Below are 629 nucleotides of genomic sequence, written 5' to 3'. Positions count from 1 at the left end.
CTTTTGTTGCTAAGACTCAAATGAAGCAGCAAGTTTGGATTAACGCATACGAAGATTGGAACGTTGATACAGGTTTGGAAACAGGCCTACAAGGTCGTTCACAGATTGGTAAAGGCATGTGGCCGATTCCTGATGAAATGGGCATGATGATGGAGCAGAAAGTGGGCCATCCTAAAGCGGGTGCTAACACGGCTTGGGTTCCTTCTCCTACTGCCGCAGCACTTCACGCAATTCACTATCATCAGATTGATGTATTTGCGGTTCAAAACGAACTTAAGACTCGCGAGCATGCAAACGTAGATGACATCTTAAGCGTTCCACTAATGTCTGCAGATGAAGTTAAGGCGCTAACGCCTGAATTCATTCAGAACGAAATCGACAACAACTGTCAGGGTATCCTGGGTTATGTTGTACGTTGGGTTGATCAGGGTGTTGGTTGTTCTAAAGTTCCAGATATCAACAACGTTGGTTTGATGGAAGATCGTGCAACATTGCGTATTTCTTCTCAGCACGTGGCGAACTGGTTGGAGCACGGTGTTTGTACCAAAGAACAGGTTGAAGAAAGCTTGAAGCGTATGGCAGCGATTGTTGACGGCCAGAATGCGGGTGATTCTGAATACATCGCCATG

The 629-nt window shown here is 45.9% G+C and carries 1 pseudogene; it reads left to right on the top strand.

The features are described 5' to 3' along the window. Nucleotides 1-629 (top strand): annotated as a pseudogene (locus A3761_RS05915) (malate synthase G); the annotation flags it as partial.

This window comes from Oleiphilus sp. HI0123, assembly GCF_001635315.1.
This window is presented reverse-complemented; position numbering and strand designations above follow the sequence as displayed.